The organism is Rhodococcus sp. YH1, assembly GCF_009939605.1.
Taxonomy (GTDB): Bacteria; Actinomycetota; Actinomycetes; order Mycobacteriales; family Mycobacteriaceae; genus Rhodococcus; species Rhodococcus aetherivorans.
Map to the genome: position 1 here is coordinate 19,842 of NZ_WVTE01000251.1, position 16,055 is coordinate 35,896.

Sequence of the window (16,055 nt, forward strand, 5' to 3'; positions counted from 1 at the left end):
CATGGTGCTACGCGCGCACGACGGGCGCAGCAGGATGCTCCGTGCCGAGCAGGTGACGGATGCCGAAGCCGGTGACCAGGGCGGTCACAAACGCCATCAGCAGGCCGCCGAGCGCCCCGATCGCCACGGTGAGCCACAGCGGCTGGCCGGGCTGCCACAGCGGCGTGCACACCACGAGGAACAGCGTGAGACCGGCCAGCCACGCACCGGCCGTCCACACGATCCAGCGCCCGGCGCGCGGGAGGTGCCGACGCAGCTCGAGCCACTGCGCGACCCCGATCGAACCCAGCAACGCCACGCCGAAGAGGACACCGAGCGCGATCGGGATCGCCACCGGCCACGCGGACCACGTCTCGTAGAAGGTCGAGGGCGACATCCCCAGCAGGTAGGCGCACGCGGCGGCGACACCCGTGCCCAGCACCCAGCGCCGGACCGACATCGCCGGCAGCCGGTGCCGCAGCACCCGCGCCTGCGACCAGCCCAGCACCGATCCCTCGACGACACCGGCCACCATCAGCGCCGGCAACGCCGCGGCACTGTCGAACAGCACGGCCCCGACGACGGCGGGAACGAGGAATCCGACGAACTCCCCCGCCGTCGCCGACACCGTCCAGTCCCGCAGCAGGCTCATCGGCCGATCCCCAGCCGTGCCGCCAGCTCCGGACCGCCGACCTGCCGGACGAAGTCCGGGTCCCCGCACACCACCAGCTGGTCGCGGGCCCGGGACAACCCCACGTACAGGCGCTCGCGCGAGCGCTCCTGGGGCTGCGTCTCGTTCACCGCGAGCACCACCGCCCGGCGCTCGAGTCCCTTGAAGCCGAGGACATGCCCGTAGAAGACCTGTTCGGTGTCCCAGAAGCTGTCCCAGTACGCCGAGTTGCCCTCGGACTGGCGCGCCACCTGCTCCGGGTGCCGGCTGCCCGTCGCGAGCAGCACGACGTCGCCGGGCCGCCAGCCCTCCTCGAGCAGGGCGTCGATCCGGTCGTCGGCCACGGCGAGCGCCTCGTCGCCGCGGCACGCGACGAACTGCACGTCGGGGCCGTCGCCGCCGAGCAGCCGCATCCGCTGCCCGACGAGCGGGCCGAAGGTCCCCGCGATCTGCCGGGTGTTGCGCAGGTTGTGGTCGAGCACCAGCGGAACCAGCGGCACCGGGGGCCGGCCCTCCCGGTCGAACACCCGCTGCGCCTCGTCGGTGAACACGTAGATGCCGCTGGTCTCCTCGTCGCGCAGGGCGGCCATGATCGGATCCCACCAGGCGTCGGCGAAGTCCTGCGCCTCGTCGACGACGACCGCGTCGAAGCGCTGTCCCTCCGGCAGCGACCGGGCCAGCTCGGTCATCTGGGCGGGCAGGTCGTGTTCCCAGAAGCGCACGGTGTCGGCGGTGCGCAGGGCCTCGTCGGGACCCTCGGCGGCCCCCCACAGCCGGCCGAGGGCGTGGAACTCGCCGACGTATGCGGGCCGCTTCTTCCGGTTCCACGTCGCGGTGATCCGCTGCAGGTACGACGCGAGGCCGTGCGAATAGCAGATCAGCGCGACCCGCTGGTGCTGCTCGGCGAGGCGCCGGGCCTGCTCGAGGGCGAGGAACGTCTTGCCTGTGCCGGCGCCGCCGCGCACCTCGACCCGGGTCAGCAGGCGGGTCGCGTCGAGGATGACGGCCTGCTGCTCGGTGAGCCGGTCCGCGGCGTCCTCGTTGGCGACGGCACGCGAAACCACGTCGCGCTGCGGCAGGCCACGGCCCGCGAGCACCTCGGCGAACTGGTCGACGCCGTCGGCGACGAGGGCCGGCCGGTCGAGTTCCTGCTTGTCGAGCACCGCGCGCAGCCGTTCGGCGATGCTGCCGAGGTCGTTGCGGTCGATCACCTTCCAGCGGGGGCACTCGGGCAGGGCGAAGTCGGCGCGGACCTCGGTGTTGGGCAGGACGACGAAGTGGTCCCAGCGCAGCCGGCCCTGCGTCCAGCGGGGGTCGGCCTCGACGTAGCGGCGCAGCGCGTAGCAGGACTGCATCACCTGCCGGACCGGATCGATCGACCGGTCCTTGCCCTGCCGGGCCTGCACCCACTGGAAGCCGTCGTGCCACACCTGGCCGCCCTTGACCTCGAGGCACGCGATGCCGTGGCCCTCGAGGGCTAGGACGAAGTCGATCTCGTGGTCCTTGAGATGGTCGGTGACGCGCAGGCCCGCGGCGACGAGATCACCGTCGCCGAGCTGCCGGACGAGCGCGTCCCAGACGACGCGTTCGGCGTCGTTCGCCAACAGCGGATGCTCGGGTCTGCGGATCGGCATGCGCTCAGCTTGGCACGCGCACCCATGCCTGCTCGAGCAATGCGGTCACCTCGGCCTCGTGCCGGGCCCGGTAGGCGCTGAGCACCCGGCGCGGCCGGGTCTCGTCGCCCAGGCCGACGGCGGCGGCGAAGGCCGGCGCGACGCCCTCGTCCGGCACGATCTCCGGGGCCGAGTGGCCGATGAGGGCGAGCGCCTTGCGCAGCGGTTCGGCGTTGTCGGCGACGGTGCGCAGCGGCAGCACGTCGAACCGGCCGCCGGGGTGGAACTCGAGGAACATCTCGTTGCCCTCGTCCACCCCGAGGTCCTCGAGAAACCGTCGCACGCTGCCGAGATGGGGGGACGCGCCGGTCCAGCGCACGACCTGGGTGCCCAGCCGGGACGACAGGGAGACCTCGCGGCCCGGCGCGCAGCCGATGACCCCCGCGACCGCGGACGGCACCGGGAAGTCGGCACCGCGCAGGTGGTCACGCGTGGCGGTGACCCGCAGCCGCCACACGTCGCCGAGGCGGTAGAGGCGGCGGGTGCGGTGCGGCGGCTTGATGCTCACGTGGGTGCGGCGGCGCCGGCGCACCCGGCCGTCGACGATCTCGAAGTCACCGCTGCCGGCGAAGATGCGGGCGCTGGTCGGCGACACCCCGAAACGCTCGACCAGACGGTCGACGACGCGGTCCAGGTCGGCGGATCCGCCGTCGGCGTCGACGATCCGGGCGATGCGGCCGCGCACCGCGCCCGCCTCGTCGGTCTCCCATTCGCTGAGTGACCACCTGCCGTCCTCGGAGAGCGTGAACCGTTCGTCTGCGCCGATCGCGTCGATCACGGCGGCGGGACCCGCGGGGGTGCCCATGCGGTCGACGAGCTCCGCGGCCGGCAGCGGATCCCCGATCACCTCGAGAACCGCCGCGGCATGATCGGCGAACGCGGACCGCCGGGTCAGAGCGCGGCCCTCGAACATCGGTACACCGCACCGGCGCAGCCACGCGGCGAACTCCGCGGCGGGCAGGTCCCACACGACAGCGACGGCCGCGGGTTCGACGACCCCGTTCGGGGATTCGAACTCGGCGAGCAGCGCGTGGGTGCGCCGCTCGGCCTCGGCCAGACCGGGCACGGCGACCCACCCGTCGACCACCTCGAAGCGGTCGTCGAGGCGGGCGAGAGCCCGCCACAGCGGCACGTCGAGCCCGGGGACGGGCTGGGCCAGCTCCGGCCGCAACCCCAGCATCCGGTCGAGGGCGGCGACGGGGCGCACGTCCACGCGCAGCGCCGCGAGCAGGTCGCCGACGGCGGTACCGAACGCGAAGGTCGACGGGGCGTCCGGGTCGGGCGGCTCGTCGCCGAGGACGCGGCGGCGGATCGCGTCGCGCTCGGGCGCGGACAGCCCGGCGACGTACGCGGCGAGTTCGTCGAGCGCGCGGTGGGGCGCCGGCACGGGCAGGTCACGCGCGGTCAGGGCGGCGATGCGCGCGGCGACCTGCTGGATCTCCTCGGGGGTGCCGTCCTCGAGCTCGACCCGCACCAACGGCCGGTCGGGGTCGGCGCGCAGCCCGCGCCACCGCGCGAGCGCGACGAGGTCGTCGATCAGCAGCGACAGCGCCGGCGGGAGCGTGGGGGCGTCGGTCGCCACCCGCAGCGACGCCGGGTCCCGCAGGATCGCGAGGACGAGGACGGCCTGCACGATCTGGTGCACGGTCTCCGGGCCCGCACCGCGCACGGAGAACAGGGCGGCGGGCGTGTAGCCGAGCAGGCCGGCGGTGGTCGCCGCGCGGGGCAGCCGCGCGACGGTGGCGGCGGCGCGGGTGCCGAGCCCGAGCGCCGCGACGGGGACGTCGACGGTGTCGGCGATTCCCGTGGAGAACGCGAGATCGGGGTGCTCGGTGACGTAGATGCGGGCCAGTTCCCCACAGATCGCCACGACGTCGGCGGAGGCGGCGGTCTCCGCCGGGGACCGGCGTTCCCACCAGCGTTCGTCGGGGACGAGGGCGGCCAGTTGCGCGTTGCGGGCCGAGCCGTACCGGTCGAGCCACGGCATCAGGTCGAGCCAGATGTACTCGCTGAGCATCCCGGGGGACAGTGCAGTCGACCACAGCGACACGACCCGGTGCTCCTCTTCGATGCGCGACAGGCGACCGCGGTCTCGTGCGGAACGCCCGTCGGGGACTCTACCGGCCGGCGGTCCGGTCGTCGTACGACGACCGGATCAGCCGAGTTCGTCGGCGCGCCGGACCAGCATGTCCCGCAGGCGGGCCGTGTCCCGGTCGTCGAACCCGATCTCGGCGACGCGGTCGAGGCCGCCGGCGATCCCGCGCCGGATCCCGTCGAGCATCCGGACGACGGCGCGTTCGGGCACGCCGAGCCGGCCACCGGACTCGACGAAGTGGCGGCGGGTGAGCTTGTTGGCCTTGCCGTACAGGTCGAGGGCCATCGGGTCGCGCCAACCGAGGTAGGGCTGGGTGCACAGGAGGTCGTACGCCGGGGTGACGGCCCACAGCCCGGCCTCGGTCAGGTGGATGGAGAAGTTCTTCCCGTGCAGGTCGCCGTTGCCGACGGCGTACGAGTAGGCCACGAGCCGCAGCAGTTCGAGGGTGGCGACGCGGGCCGATCCGCCGCCGCGCTCGCACGCGGCGGCCAGCGCCTCGACGACGCGTTCGGTCTTCAGCCGGTACTTGGCCGCCGGGTAGACACCGAGGACCTGGCAGGCGTCCTCCTGCGCGGTGCGGTGGACGGTGTGGCCGGGACCGATCCATCGGTCGAAGCGGGCGACGAGCAGTCCCGCGTTGCCCCTGCGGTCGTAGACGAGCTGATGCCCGGCGACGGCGAGGCCGCAGGCGGTCGCGAGACCCATGAAGAAGTGCTCGTTCTCGACCAGGCGGGGGTAGCCGCGGGGCGGTGCGAGTTTGAGGATGGCGGGGCCCTGCACCGTCGCGACGGGGGCGGAGTACATCTGGGCCGACACCTTCGCCTGCACTCCCGGCAGGGAGGTCGGGTCGAGGACGACGGACTCGTGGCCGGAGATCCGGTCGAACAGCTCGTGCAGGTCCTCGCGCCGGACGGCATCCGGGTCGAGCAGGAGCGTCGACGTCGGGGGCCGAGCGCCGGCGGGGAGCACCCGCACATCGCCGATGGTGTCCGCGCCGACCGCCATGAGGATGGTGAGATGGTCGTCTTCGGAGGTCTTGGTGGCGGCGACGGCGCCGCGGAGCCGGATGCCCTCCGGCAGCAGGCCGGCGAAGAACGGGGGCACGCTGCCGCCGCCGGCGCGGACCTCCTCCCCGGTCTTCGGCACCGTCCACGCGAGGGCGGGAGCGGCCGGATCGTCGAGGTAGTCCTGCGCGTACCGGAACACGACATCGTGGCCGTCCCGGGTGAGGTGCCCGGCCAAGCGGTCGCCCTTGTACACGTCGGCGCTGTCGACGGCGACCAGGCGTTCGACCACCGCGCTCACCCGGCCCGGTCGCCGCGCGTGGTGAGGGTCAGGTCGCAGCCCAGCGCGTCGGCGATCGCCACGACGAGGTCGAGTTGCACGGTGGCGCGGCCGGACTCGAGCGACTGGACGCTCGAGCGCGACACCCCGGCGAGGTCGGCCAGCTCGGACTGGGTGAGGCCGAGCCGGTGCCGCCGGTCGACGAAGTGGTCACCGAGACCGCCGCGTCCCGTGCGGGCGCGACGGCGGGGCGTGGCCACGGCGTCTCCTCCCTGTGCTTGCGACGGCATGCTTTGCGTCGAGTGTGCCGTCGCTACGCGCAGTTGTCCAGGGCTATGCCTGCAATGGCAAGCTCAAGAGTCGCAAAGCCGGCCCGTCCACGGGAGTTCGTGGCTTCGGCCTGGCCTCGCAAGCCCAGGGGTGCGGCCGGTCAGGGCGTGACGCGATCCGGCTCGACCTCGAGCTGGGCCGCGGGCCGAAGCCGCAGCAGCACCAGGCCCGCGACCGACGCCACGATCAGTGAGCCGACGGCACCGTGCACGTGCAGCGCGTTGACGGCGATCCCGGCGCCGACCAGACCCGCCAGCAGCGCACACCACAGAACGACTTTCGCGACCACCATGACCCAAGCACCTTCCCGAGGCCCCCCGCCCGACTACGAAGAATAGTGCGCTGGGTCACACGATCGCGGGAGGGGCGCGGCGTGTCCGCTCGCCGGAGGCACAGGGCACACGCCGCGCAGCGGCACAGGGCACACGCCGCGCAGCGGCACAGGGCACACTGTTGCCCATGAACTCGGAGGAGATCCTGCGCCCTCTCGAGGGCATCCGCGTCCTCGAACTCGGCAACTACATCGCCGCACCCACCGCGGGCCGGCTGCTCGCCGACTTCGGCGCCGAGGTCATCAAGGTCGAACGTCCCCGCACCGGCGACGAACTGCGCAACTGGCGCCTGTACGCCGGGGACACGTCGATGCTGTACCGCACGGTGAACCGCAACAAGAAGTCCATCGTGGTGGACCTGCGTACCGACGCGGGCCGGGCCGTGATCCTCGATCTGGTGCGCCACTGCGACGTGCTGCTCGAGAATTTCCGGCCGGGCACCCTGGAGAAGTGGGGCATGGGCCCCGAGGTGCTGTCGGAGATCAAGCCCGACCTGGTGATCACCCGGATCTCCGCGTTCGGCCAGACGGGGCCCCTCGCGGATCGCCCCGGATTCGCGGCCGTCGCCGAGGCCGTCGGCGGGTTCCGCGAACTCGTCGGGGACCCGGACCGGCCGCCGGTGCGGGTCGGGGTGTCGATCGGCGACTCCATCGCCGGGCTGTACGCGGCCTTCGGCTCGGTCACGGCGCTGCTGCAGCGGCAGCTGATCGGGTCGCTGCCGATGGTGAACCGGGTCGTCGACGTCGCCCTGAACGAGTCGATGCTGTCGATGATGGAATCGCTGATTCCCGACTACCTCGCCTACGGCGTCCGGCGCGAACGGGTCGGCGGCCGCATGGAGGGCATCGCCCCCTCGAACGCCTACCCCTGCTCGGACGGCACCTCCGTGATCATCGCCGGCAACGCGGACGCCATCTTCCAGCGCTACATGCGCACCATCGAGCGGCCCGACCTCGCCGACGATCCCGGCCTGACCACCAACCACGGGCGGTGGGACCGGCGGGAGGAACTCGACGCCGCGATCGCCGACTGGACGCGGCGCCGGCCGCGCGACGAGGTGCTCGGGATCCTCGAGGCCGCGGGGGTGCCGTGCGGGCCGATCTACACGGCGGCCGACATCGTCGACGACGAGCAGTACCGGGCCCGTAACATGATCCAGCACTTCGCCGTCGACGTCGGCGAGGACGAGCCGAAACAGGTCGGGTTCCCGGGCATCGTGCCCGTGCTCGGCGGCCGGTCGCTGCCGATCCGCAACGTCGGGCCGGACCTGGGCGAACACACCCGCGAGATCCTCGGCGGCCTGCTCGGCCGGACCGAGGCCGAGATCGACGAGCTCCTGGAGGTGGTGTCGTGAGCGGTGGTGTCGTGAAGGCCGGGGCACCGCAACTGCGCGATGTGACCCTGCGCGACGGGCTGCAACTGACCGGCAAGGTGCTGCCCGTCGAGCGCCGGGCACAGATCGTCCGTGCCCTGCTGACCGCCGGCGTGCCGCAGCTCGAGATCGGCTCGATGGCCCGGCCCGATCTGGTGCCCCCGATGGCCGGCACCGTCGAACTGATCGGGATGCTCACGCCCGAGGAACTCGACCGCTGCTACATCTGGGTGGCCACGCCGCGGCACGTGGAGAAGGCGGCCGCCGCCGGCGCCCGGCACTTCCAGTACTGCCTGTCGGTGTCGGATGCACACAACCGTGCCAACATCGGCCGGGACACCGACGCGAGCCTCGCCGCGATGCCCGCCGCGGTGGAGCACGCCCGCGCTGCCGGCGGCAGCATCCAGCTCTGCCTGGCCACGGCGTTCACCTGCCCGTTCGACGGGCCTGTCGACCCCGACCGGGTGCTCGAGATCGCGTGCGACCCCCGCGCCGACGGCGCCGCCGACGTCGTCCTGGCGGACACCCTCGGCCAGGCCGTGCCGGCGCAGGTCGCGGCGCTGGTGTCCCGGGTGCGCGACGACTCCCCCGCCCGCCGCATCGTCTTCCACGGCCACGACACCTGGGGTCTGGGCGTCGCCAACAGCCTCGCGGCGATCGGGGCGGGCGCCGCGGTGGTGGACGGTTCGCTCGGCGGTCTCGGCGGCTGCCCGTTCGCCCCCGGCGCGAGCGGCAATACCGCGAGCGAGGACCTGCTCTTCGCCACCCGGCCCCCCTGGCTGACCCCGGCGGTGTTCGCCGACCTGGTCCGGCTCGGCGAGTCCGTCGTCGCCGAGCTGGGCGAGCCGAACCGCTCCCGCGCTGCGCAGGGGGCCCGATCCGAGGCCGCGGCGTTCGAATGGGTGGTGAACCGGTGAGGGTGCTGATCGCTCCGGACAGTTTCAAGGGCACGTACCGGGCCGCGGAGGTCGCCGAGGAGGTGGCGGCCGGCGCGGAATCCGCCGGGCTCGAGGCGATCCGGATGCCGGTGGCCGACGGCGGCGACGGCACCCTCGACGTGCTCACCGGCCCGCTCGGCCTCGAGCTGATCGAGATGGAATCCGTGAACCCCTGGCGCGCACCGTGCTCGGGATCGTTCGGACTCGGCGAGGACGGCACCGCAGTCGTCGAACTCGCCACCTTCAGCGGAATCACCACACCGCACAAGGGCTTCCGTGATCCGATGACGGCGGACACCTACGGCACCGGGCTGGCGATGGTCGAGGCGCTGCGGCGCGGCGCCACGCACATCGTCGTCGCGGCCGGCGGGTCGGCCACGACCGACGGCGGGCTCGGCGCGATCACCGCCATCGTGGAGGCCGGCGGCCTGGGCACCGCCACCGTCACGGTGCTGACGGACGTGACCACCCGCTACGCCGACGCCGCCGTGGTGTTCGGCCCGCAGAAGGGCGCCGACGAGACAGCCGTGGAGCGGCTCACGCGGCGCCTCGAGGACGCGGCCGTGACGCTTCCGCGTGATCCGCGCGAGGTCGACGGCACCGGCGCGGCCGGCGGTTTCGCCGGCGGCATGTGGGCGCAGTTCGGCGCGGACCTGCGCTCGGGAGCCGAATTCGTGCTCGACGCCGTCGGTTTCGACGCGGCCCTCGCCGGCGCCGACCTCGTCGTCGTCGGCGAGGGCCGCCTCGACGGACAGTCCCGTGCCGGAAAGATCGTCTCGGCGATCCTCGCCCGGGTCCACACGGTGCCGGTGGTGGCGGTGGTGGGATCCGTCGGCGACGACCTCGGTGACTACCGCGACCGATTCGCGGAGATCATGGTCGCCACCGATCTCGACGCCATGCGTGCGGCCGGCGCCCGGCTCGCACGCCGCGCCTGAATCGAACGATATTCCGGGGGAACGTCATTCGCACGGGGGTGCGGTGACGGTCGTCGTCGGCGGCGTCGGGCCGGGGTGGGGGCCGAGGTCGGGGTCGGACGCCCGCACCGACCAGCCCGCGGGACGGGCCTCGGGCGCCTGCGCGGCCGGAGTGTCGCGCCCCGGGCACGGAACCGCGGACGGCGTCCCGGTCTCCGGCGAGAGGCTGGTCTGCGGTGCGGGCACGGACCGGACGGCGTCGGCCGGGCGCGGCGGCTCGGACGGTCCGGCCCCACCGATGGCGACGGCCAGCCCGCCGCCGAGCAGCACGGCCAGCGCGACGAGGGCCGACACCAGCACCGCCACCCGGCGGCCCGGGGAAGGTGCCGGGACCGGCGGCCGATCGGTGTGTGCGGCCACGAGCGCGGCTCCGGTGGCCCGGTGCCACGGCACGCCGTGCGGGGTCACGAACGGCACGCCGAGCACCGCGGACAACTCCCGGGCGACCGCGGCGTCGCCGGGTCGCAGGTCCAGGAAGGCCAGCGCCTCCGGCGCCACCCCGGCCCGCGCCACGGCCTCGTCCGCGGCCTCCGGCAAGGCCGGGGCGATCCCACCGAAGTCGTCCTCCGCCACGGCGACCGACGCGAGGACCGCCCCCGAACGGATGTCGGCGACCGACGCGGTCGTGGCCGCATCGTCGCGGCCGATCAGTGCCACCACCCGTACACCCTCGAGTTCCGGGGCCGCGGCGAGGAAGGCCAGCCGGGCCTCGTCGACCCCCACGGCCTGCACCGGCACCGCGGAGTCCGGCACGACCGCCTCGGACGCCACCAGTCCGGCGCGGGCAAACGGCACCCCGGCCCGCGCGGCCCGCTCGGTCATCACCGCGAGCGCCCGGCGCACCGCCTCCGCGTCCGCGCGTTCGCCGGCGGCCCACCGCTGCGTGTCGAACGGTCCGAGCGCCGGAACGTCGGCATCCACGAGCACCGCACAGACCTCACCGGCATCGATCGCAACGCCGAGCACCGCACGCATCACTGCCCTTCCGCCGACGGGACGATGCCCGAGCGTAACGCACCGTGGCGGAAGGACGTGGCGTCCGAAACCGCTGTCGCTACTCCTTCTCCCCCGCCCTGCGCGTCGTGACCGGCAGCACGAGCCGGGACCGGTGGGCGGCGTCCCGGTAGATCTTGTGGGTGACCGGGCGGCCCACCGGCAGGTGGAACGCATCCGGCGGGAGCAGCGCGTTGTGCTCGTCGGCCAGCGGCTCCCCGTTGGACAGCTCCACGGTCAGCTTGTGACCCGGCTGGAAGGTGTTCGCGAACGGGTAGAGGCGCAGCACGTACTCCTCGATCTTCCCGGGCTCGACCGGCACAGCGCGGGTGTGCGGGTGGTACGGGTTGCCCTCGGTGGTGCGCTCGTCCAGCTCGCGGTGCGAGGCCTTCAGGTAGCCGGTGGTGATCAGCTGGCGCTTGCCGCCCGGGGCGTAGTCCCACAGGCGCAGGATGAAGTTCGAGTCCGGCTGGTCGATTTCCGCGAAGATGTGCGCGGCACCGGTGCCGATCATCTCCGTCGACTCCTCGAACACCGGGGTCTCCCACCTCAGGATCTCGACCTTGTCGGTGACGGTCAGCGGGGCCTGATAGAAGCCGTCCGGGGCGGCGTACTGCGCACCCATCGGCTCCGGCTCGGTGGAGAGCTTGCCGCGCGGGCGCAGGTAGAGGGACGTGTATTCGATGTCCTTCGGCGGCCACTGGTTGCCGGTCACCCGCTCACGCGAGCCCTCGACGAAGACGCTCACCGCGGGCTCGTCCATGATCCCGTTGTCGATGCCCTTGATCCAGTAGTCGTACCAGCGGAACATCTTGTCGTGCTCCTCGATGAAGGGGCGCGACTGCATGGGCGGGTACGGGCCGATGTCCAGCTTCTTCGGACCCTTCAGCGCGTCGAAGAGTTCGATCGTGCCGTCCATCGTCCAGCCGCGACCCTGGTCGATCTGCAGATAGACCGGGATGTCGATGTTCGGGGCCAGAGTGATGGGGTTGCGCTCCTCGTACCACTCGCCGTCCAGCTCGTTCATCACGATGTCGAACCAGGCCTCGTGGTGCTTCGGGTAGTTCAGCACGTGGACCAGGTTCGGCCAGGCGGCCACATCCGGATCCTCGAGGCGCTCGGCGACGCGCTCCCTGATCTCCTCCGGGGAGTACGTCTCGAGCATGCGGGACTTGACGTTGTCGGTGAAGGCCCAGCCGGAGTCGCCGCCGCGGCCCTCGCGGGCGGCCCGCGGCATGAACCACATGATGCCGCCGTGGTAGGTGGTCTCGTAGAAGTCGTAGTGGCCGCCGCTGACGAAGATCGCCTTCAGATGCGGCGGACGCTCCGCGGCGGCGAGCACCTGCATCGACCCGAAATAGGAGATGCCGATCATGCCGACGTTGCCGTCGCACCACGGCTGCTCGGCGACCCACTCGATGAAGTCGTAGGCGTCCTGCCCCAGCGGCACGCCGCCGGCGTTGTAGTTGCCGATGTGTTCGCCCTCGGAGGCGCCGGAGCCGCGCAGGTCGCCGATCACGTGGACGTAGCCCTCCGCGACGACGCGGGCGATGTCCCCGGCTTCGATGCAGCCGTCCCACATCGGGCTGGGGCGACGCTGCGGCGGCGTCGTGAGGGCGAGCGCCTGCAGCTCCTTGCCGTAGGGGCTCAGCGCGACCAGCGCCGGTCGAGGCTTGTCGTCGACACCCTGGTAGGCGTCTGCCGCCAGCTCGATCCCGTCCCGCATCGGGACCCGGAGATCCTTGTGGATGTGGATGGTCTGCCCACCCGCGTCGAATTCTTCGAAATCGGCCATGAGTCTGCGACTCCTATCCTCTGTCAAGACTTCTGGGTGAACTGTGTGCGGTAGCCGTGCAGCGACGTGAAGAACGGGGACGGTTCGAGCGTCGGATCCCCCTCGTAGCCGAGTTCCTCCGCCACCGGCGCGAACGGCGAGTACGCCGAATCCGTCTCCTGCAGACCGGCGCACAGGCACCGATGGGCCGCGCCGCGGACGCCGCCCTCGATGTCCACACTCTCCCGGAGTGCCTCGGCAGCCTGGTCCCGATCGAGTTCGACGCCGTACGCGACACCGTCCGCCCGACGGTACGGATGCCCCAGGTACAGGTTATTCGGGCGGATCTCGTCCCGCAGGTACTGCAGGCTCGACCGGTACGCGTCCGGATCCTCGTAGCCGGGGAAGCCGTTGGCCGCCCCGTGGACCTGCACGGCGTCGCCGACGAACACGGAGTTCTGCCCCTCGACGACGTACGCGACCGATCCTGCGGTGTGCCCGGGGATGGAATGCACCGAGACGGTGACGTCGCCGCCGAGGGACAGCCTTTCGCCGCCCCGCACCAGCATCGTCGGCTCCATCTCCCCGGAGATGACGGCCTCCGCGGTGGCGGTCTGCTTCGCAGCGCCCTCGGGATCGTGCAGGTACTGCCCACGCACCGACAGGTACTCGTCGACGTGGGCCCGCCGCGAGCGCAACAGGTGCGCGTCGGCCTCGTGGATCACGACCCGGGCCCGTCTGCCGGTGAGTTCCCACAGGGCGCGCGCCCCACCGATATGGTCGATGTGGCCGTGGGTCAACAGGATCCAGCGCACGTCCTCGATCCTGCGCCCGAGAGCCTCGAGCGCAGGAGCCATGCCCTCGGCGGGCGACGAGGCGATCCCGGTGTCGACGATCGCCGGCTCCGGGGCGTCGATGAAGAAGCTGTAGAGACCGAATCGACCCCACGGCGAGACGAGCGGATGAATCTTCACGTCCTGCACCACGTCACTCCCCCCGGCCGGGTCGGGCCTGCCGAAGGAACTCCGCCGTCTCCTCGAACGCCCGGTGGAACTCCGGGATCCACGAGAAGTTCTGGACGAAACCGTGATTGGCGCCCGCGTAGCGCCGCACCGTCGCGTCCACTCCGGCCTCGGTCAGACGCCGGCCGTAGAGCTCGCCCTCGTCGCGCATGGGGTCGAACTCGGCGGTGACGATCAGCGCCGGGGGCAGCCCGGTGAGATCCTCGCGCTTGATGGGCGACACCCGCGGGTCGGCCGGGTCGGCACCGCTGTCGACGTAGAAGGAGTTGAAGCCCTTCAGTCCGGCCGTCTCCACGCCGTACCCTTCGGCGTTCTCCCGCAGGGAGGCGTAGCGGTCGACGTCGAAATCCAGGTCCAGCGACGGGTAGTACAGGACCTGATGCGTGATGCGGTCGAATCCCTCGTCGCGGGCCATCGCGGCGACGGCGGCGACGAAGGTGCCGCCCGAACTGTCACCGGCCAGCGCAAGGGTCTCACCGTTCCACTTCAGGGCCTCGCCGTTCTCGGCGGCCCACCGGACCACCCCGAGGCAGTCCTGGAGGCCGGCCGGGAACGCCGCCTCGGGTGCCCGGCGGTAGCCGACGGAGACGACCTTCAGCCCGGTCTCCTCGGCCAGGTTCCGCGCGACGTGGTCGTGCGTGTCGAGGCTTCCGAGGAAGAACGCGCCGCCGTGGAAGTACACCAGCAGTCCGTACGAGTCGGCGTCGACCGGGGTGTAGATCCGGACCGGCACGTCCCCCGACGCGGTCTGCGCGGTCGTGTCCTCGACGGCATGGAGGGGCAGGCGCTCCTCGACGGGAGCAACCTGCGACTCCTCCGCTGCACGCATGGCCGCGGGGTCGAGCGGGCCCTCGGGCGGGGCCGGCAGGTTCGCCAGGACCTGTGCGATCTGAGGATGCAGTGCCATGGCGTCAGACCTGCGGCTGGGAGACGGACGCCTGGGACGACGGCTTCTGCCCGGGGAAGACGTCGTTGACCTCGTCCTCGGTCCATCCCTGACGGGAGATGCGCTGCAGCTCGTCCGTCACCGGCTTGCGGGTTGCCTGGTACGACGCGAGCGCCTCCCTGACGGAGTCCGCCTCCCGCAGGGCGTCGGCGAGACCGCCGGCGTCCAGGATTGCCGAGTTCGCGCCCTGGCCCTGGTGGTGCAGCATCGAGTGGGCCGCGTCGCCCACGAGGACGACCGAGTCCGAGTGCCACGTGTCGACCGGGTCGATGTCGTAGACCGCGCGGATGTTCACGGTGTCCATGTCGAGGTCGCGTGTGATGTTCACGATGCGTTCGTCGAAGCCTTCGACGGTCCTCAGGAGATCGTCCTTGGTGATCTGCGGCGCCCAGGTGCTGTCCGGGCACAGGGCAGTGATGTCGAAGGACACCTGGCCCCGGTGGCGCAGCGGCAGCAGGTAGACCTTCGTTCCCTTGCCGATGTACATCCGGAGATTGTCGTCGGTGACCATCCCGTGGGCGTCGTCGACGGAGATCACTGCGCGGTAGGCGTGCTCGCCGGAGAACCGTGGGTCCTTGTCGCTGAACAGCTCCCGGCGCACCACCGACTTGATGCCGTCGGCGCCGACGACCAGGTCGGCCTCGACGGTCGTGCCGTTCGTGAAGGTGAGGACGGAACGGTCGCCCCGGTCCTCGACGGTCTGCAGCTTGTGACCGAGGTGCACCATGCCGTCGGGGAGCACGCCCAGGAGAGCGTCGATGAAGTCACCGCGGTGGATCAGGTAGGTCTTCGTCTGGTCGGCGGAGGCCGGCCAGGTGTCCTTCATGATCGGATCACCGGTGGCGGTGAGGATCTCGAAGTAGTCACTCGGCGAGCTCACGTTCGCGATCGCGTCGAAGATCCCCCATTCGCGGAAGCGGTCCATGCTGGACGGGCGCAGACCGATGCCGGCGCCGACCTCCCGGACCTCGGTGGCCTGCTCGTACACGTCGACATCGGCGCCGAGCAGGCTCAGTGCCTTGGCCGCCGCCGCGCCGGCGTATCCCGCGCCGACGATGGCGACGCGGAGGTTCTTCAGGTCTGAAGGCTGCATGGGTCTCTTCTCTCTGGGTCGGGCGTACGGGAGCGCCCTGGGAGTGGATGCGCTGGGTTGTCCTGGGGCGATCAGGACTGGATCGTGAGGAAGTCGGCCGGGTTCTCGACGAACAGCGTGGTGATCGTGGCCTCGTCCAGACCGGCCTCGCGCAGGTCCGGAATGAGGTCCTCGAAGAGGTAGTTCACGGTGTGGCCCTTGACACCCGGCCACCCGAGCGGGCTGCAGTTGGCATCGACGCCGGCGAGTGCCTGGTCGAGGTGGCCCTCCCCGAGGAACCGGAGGAAGTGGTCCAGGCGTTCCTTGCGCGGCCGGGCCCAGAACGGCGGGTCCTCGAGTTCGGTCTCGTATCCGAAGGTGTCGAAGCCGACGCGGCCACCCTGTTCGGCGATCCAGGTGTCGCGCGTCTTCTCGGCGTTCACGCCGTCGTCGGCGTGCCCGAACAGCACGCGGTCCAGCGGGAGGCCGGATGACGGAGCTGGACAAGCGCATCTACCGTGCTGCCGCTTGCGCCGCGCTGAGCACCGGCGTGCCGATCCTGACCCACCTGGCGATCGACGCCGAGAACGCCATCACC

Annotated in this window: 14 protein-coding genes and 1 pseudogene; 3 read left to right on the forward strand and 12 right to left on the reverse strand. The window is 71.9% G+C overall.

The window, feature by feature from the left end; genetic code table 11:
- Nucleotides 1-7: 7 nt before the first annotated feature.
- The 6 genes from AIIKEEIJ_RS24360 to AIIKEEIJ_RS24385 form a co-directional block, all read right to left on the reverse strand.
- Nucleotides 8-631, reverse strand: a complete 624-nt coding sequence (locus AIIKEEIJ_RS24360) for a hypothetical protein (protein WP_050034902.1) — start codon at nt 629-631, stop codon at nt 8-10.
- The gene (locus AIIKEEIJ_RS24365; protein WP_161996757.1) at nt 628-2,283 is read right to left on the reverse strand and encodes an NERD domain-containing protein; all 1,656 of its coding nucleotides are present in this window, start codon (nt 2,281-2,283) and stop codon (nt 628-630) included. The genes AIIKEEIJ_RS24360 and AIIKEEIJ_RS24365 overlap by 4 nt, the downstream gene beginning before the upstream one ends.
- A 4-nt stretch (nt 2,284-2,287) precedes the next feature.
- Nucleotides 2,288-4,372, reverse strand: coding sequence for a hypothetical protein (locus AIIKEEIJ_RS24370; protein WP_161996758.1), 2,085 nt, complete (start codon nt 4,370-4,372; stop codon nt 2,288-2,290).
- A gap of 105 nt (nt 4,373-4,477) precedes the next feature.
- Nucleotides 4,478-5,713, reverse strand: coding sequence for a type II toxin-antitoxin system HipA family toxin (locus AIIKEEIJ_RS24375; protein WP_029542565.1), 1,236 nt, complete (start codon nt 5,711-5,713; stop codon nt 4,478-4,480).
- Between the two features lie 5 nt (nt 5,714-5,718).
- Nucleotides 5,719-5,961 carry a helix-turn-helix transcriptional regulator gene (locus tag AIIKEEIJ_RS24380; RefSeq protein ID WP_006941585.1) on the reverse strand — a complete coding sequence of 81 codons (243 nt, stop codon included), beginning with the start codon at nt 5,959-5,961 and terminating at the stop codon, nt 5,719-5,721.
- Nucleotides 5,962-6,131: 170 nt separating this feature from the next.
- Entirely contained in the window at nt 6,132-6,323 is a 192-nt protein-coding gene (locus AIIKEEIJ_RS24385; protein ID WP_006941589.1) for a hypothetical protein, read from the reverse strand.
- Between the two features lie 167 nt (nt 6,324-6,490).
- On the opposite strand from AIIKEEIJ_RS24385, the gene AIIKEEIJ_RS24390 reads away from it, so the two are divergent.
- The 3 genes from AIIKEEIJ_RS24390 to AIIKEEIJ_RS24400 are packed head-to-tail and all read left to right on the forward strand — an operon-like array spanning nt 6,491 to nt 9,611.
- Nucleotides 6,491-7,717, forward strand: a complete 1,227-nt coding sequence (locus AIIKEEIJ_RS24390) for a CaiB/BaiF CoA transferase family protein (protein WP_006943021.1) — start codon at nt 6,491-6,493, stop codon at nt 7,715-7,717.
- Complete coding sequence (locus AIIKEEIJ_RS24395; RefSeq protein ID WP_161996759.1) at nt 7,714-8,652, forward strand: hydroxymethylglutaryl-CoA lyase; 939 nt, start codon at nt 7,714-7,716, stop codon at nt 8,650-8,652. Before AIIKEEIJ_RS24390 ends, AIIKEEIJ_RS24395 begins: the two co-directional genes overlap by 4 nt.
- Nucleotides 8,634-9,611 carry a glycerate kinase gene (locus AIIKEEIJ_RS24400; protein ID WP_161996760.1) on the forward strand — a complete coding sequence of 326 codons (978 nt, stop codon included), beginning with the start codon at nt 8,634-8,636 and terminating at the stop codon, nt 9,609-9,611. Before AIIKEEIJ_RS24395 ends, AIIKEEIJ_RS24400 begins: the two co-directional genes overlap by 19 nt.
- 24 nt (nt 9,612-9,635) lie before the next feature.
- On the opposite strand, the gene AIIKEEIJ_RS24405 is transcribed toward AIIKEEIJ_RS24400, so the two are convergent.
- From AIIKEEIJ_RS24405 to AIIKEEIJ_RS24430, 6 genes and pseudogenes are all read right to left on the reverse strand, one after another.
- Entirely contained in the window at nt 9,636-10,625 is a 990-nt protein-coding gene (locus tag AIIKEEIJ_RS24405; protein ID WP_161996761.1) for a hypothetical protein, read from the reverse strand.
- A 79-nt stretch (nt 10,626-10,704) separates the two neighbouring features.
- Nucleotides 10,705-12,438 carry a CocE/NonD family hydrolase gene (locus AIIKEEIJ_RS24410; protein ID WP_161996762.1) on the reverse strand — a complete coding sequence of 578 codons (1,734 nt, stop codon included), beginning with the start codon at nt 12,436-12,438 and terminating at the stop codon, nt 10,705-10,707.
- Nucleotides 12,439-12,461: 23 nt separating this feature from the next.
- Nucleotides 12,462-13,391 carry an MBL fold metallo-hydrolase gene (locus tag AIIKEEIJ_RS24415; protein ID WP_338021012.1) on the reverse strand — a complete coding sequence of 310 codons (930 nt, stop codon included), beginning with the start codon at nt 13,389-13,391 and terminating at the stop codon, nt 12,462-12,464.
- 13 nt (nt 13,392-13,404) lie between these two features.
- Nucleotides 13,405-14,346: an alpha/beta hydrolase gene (locus AIIKEEIJ_RS24420; protein ID WP_006938621.1), complete on the reverse strand. Its 942-nt coding sequence runs from the start codon at nt 14,344-14,346 to the stop codon at nt 13,405-13,407.
- Nucleotides 14,347-14,350: 4 nt separating this feature from the next.
- Nucleotides 14,351-15,478 carry an FAD-dependent monooxygenase gene (locus AIIKEEIJ_RS24425; protein ID WP_006938622.1) on the reverse strand — a complete coding sequence of 376 codons (1,128 nt, stop codon included), beginning with the start codon at nt 15,476-15,478 and terminating at the stop codon, nt 14,351-14,353.
- A 71-nt stretch (nt 15,479-15,549) separates the two neighbouring features.
- Nucleotides 15,550-15,945, reverse strand: a pseudogene (locus tag AIIKEEIJ_RS24430) (phosphotriesterase); the annotation flags it as partial.
- Nucleotides 15,946-16,055: the final 110 nt, after the last annotated feature.